The organism is Micromonospora sp. NPDC002575, assembly GCF_042889525.1.
GTDB classification, from domain to species: Bacteria; Actinomycetota; Actinomycetes; order Mycobacteriales; family Micromonosporaceae; genus Micromonospora; species Micromonospora carbonacea.
Map to the genome: position 1 here is coordinate 1 of NZ_JBIARA010000058.1, position 2458 is coordinate 2458.

General features: G+C 66.1%; 1 protein-coding gene. It reads left to right on the top strand.

Annotated elements, in window-relative coordinates:
• Nucleotides 1-131 precede the first annotated feature (131 nt).
• Nucleotides 132-2429, top strand: a complete 2298-nt coding sequence (locus ACFYWL_RS31005; protein ID WP_386980329.1) for a (Fe-S)-binding protein — start codon at nt 132-134, stop codon at nt 2427-2429.
• Nucleotides 2430-2458: the final 29 nt, after the last annotated feature.

Sequence of the window (2458 nt, forward strand, 5' to 3'; positions counted from 1 at the left end):
CGCAGATCACCCGTCAACCGACTGCGTCACGGCGCCACAAGTGGGTACCCTCAGACGAACCGCATAAGTTACCGCTCGGTAAGTTGACTGGGCGGTTCACCCGAGCCCGGCAGTCCTGAGGAGCCCCACTCATGCAACTCGCCGCGATCGTCGTGTCGCTGGTCCTGACCGTGGTGGGCATGGCGCTGTTCGCACGTGTCATCGCCCAGTTCTTCCGGTTCTTCCGGCTCGGTCAGCCGCTGCCGGCCGGCGCCCGGACCGACAACCCCTACCAGCGCAGTGTGACGCTGGTGAGGGAGTTCCTCGGCCACACGCGGATGAACCGCTGGGGCGTCATCGGCTTCGCCCACTGGTTCGTGGCGATCGGCTTCCTGACCCTGATCCCGATCCTGGTGCAGGCGATCGGCCAGCTGTTCGCGGCGGACTTCCGGCTGCCGGTGATCGGCGGTTGGCTGCCATGGGAGATGTACGTCGAGTTCATCACCGTGATGACGACCGTGGGCATCGCCGTGCTGATCCCGGTCCGGCTGCTGAGCCTGCCGTCGCGGGCCGGCCGCAAGTCCCGCTTCGCCGGCTCCACGGCCTGGCACGCGTACTTCGTCGAGTACGTCATCCTGACCATCGGTACCGTGATCTACGTGCTGCGCGGCCTGGAGGGCGCGATGCACCACGTGGAGGGCTACGAGGCCGCGTTCTTCCTCTCCTACCCGCTGGTCAAGGCCTTCGGGGGGCTGAGCACTCCCACCCTGGAGACGCTGGTCCACCTCTTCGCCGGCATCAAGGTCAGCGTCTCGTTCATCTGGATGATCGTGGTCTCGCTGAAGGCCGACATGAGTGTGGCGTGGCACCGTTTCCTGGGCTTCCCGAACATCTGGTTCAAGCGGGATGCGGCGGGTGGTACGGCGTTGGGTGCGCTGCTGCCGATGACCAGTGGCGGCAGGGCGATCGACTTCGCCGATCCCGGTGAGGACGACGTGTTCGGCGTCTCCCAGGTCGAGCAGTTCTCCTGGAAGGGCCTGCTGGACTTCTCCACCTGCACCGAGTGCGGCCGCTGCCAGTCGCAGTGCCCCGCCTGGAACACCGGCAAGCCGCTCTCCCCCAAACTGCTGATCATGTCCCTGCGGGACAACGCCCACGCCAAGGCCCCCTACCTCCTCGCCGGCGGCGGCAGAACCACCGAAGGCGAGGAGAAAGCCACCCCGCAGCAGCTGCACAACGTCCCCGCCGCAGCCCTCACCGAAGCCGAACGCCCCCTGGTCGGCACCGCCCAGGACAACGGCGTCATCGACCCCGACGTCCTGTGGTCCTGCACCACCTGCGGCGCCTGCGTCGAACAGTGCCCCGTCGACATCGAACACATCGACCACATCGTCGACATGCGCCGCTACCAGGTCATGATCGAATCAGCGTTCCCCTCCGAAGCCGGCACCATGCTCAAGAACCTGGAGAAGAAGGGCAACCCCTGGGGCCTGGCAAAGAAACAACGCCTGGAATGGCTCAAGGAACTCGACTTCGACGTCCCCGTCGTGGGCAAGGACATCGAGGACCTCACCGACGTCGAGTACCTCTACTGGGTCGGCTGCGCCGGCGCCCTCGAAGACCGCGCCAAGAAGACCACCAAGGCGTTCGCCGAACTCCTCCACATCGCCGGCGTGACGTTCGCCATCATGGGCGGCGACGAGAAATGCACCGGCGACTCCGCCCGCCGCCTGGGCAACGAACCCCTCTTCCAGGAACTCGGCACGCAGAACGTCACCGCCCTCAACACCGCCTTCGGCGAGGAGACCGACGACGACGGCAACATCACACCCGAGTCGAGGAAACCGAAGTCGGCCAAGAAGATCGTCGCCACCTGCCCCCACTGCCTCAACACCCTCGCCAACGAATACCCCCAGCTCGGCGGCGACTACGACGTCATCCACCACACCCAGCTGCTGCAACACCTCGTCGACGAAGGCCGCCTGGTCCCCCTCACCCCGGTCGAAGGCATCATCACCTACCACGACCCCTGCTACCTCGGCCGCCACAACAAGATCTACACACCCCCACGCGAGATCATCGCCAACGTCCCCGGCCTGCGCAACGAAGAGATGCACCGCCACAAGGAACGCGGCTTCTGCTGCGGCGCCGGCGGCGCCCGCATGTGGATGGAAGAACGCATCGGCAAACGCATCAACAACGAACGCGTCGACGAAGCCCTCTCCCTCAACCCCGACATCGTCTCCACCGCCTGCCCCTTCTGCCTCGTCATGCTCACCGACTCCGTCAACGGCAAGAAGAACGACGGCACCGCCAAGGACACCCTCCAAGTCCTCGACGTCGCCCAACTCCTCCTCACCTCCGTCACAACCCCCACCAACCCCACCAACCCCACCAACCCCACCGACACCCCCCACCCCGACCACCCCACCCCCCACCCCGTGCAGTGACCGGACGGCTCCGGCGGCCTCCAGAGGTC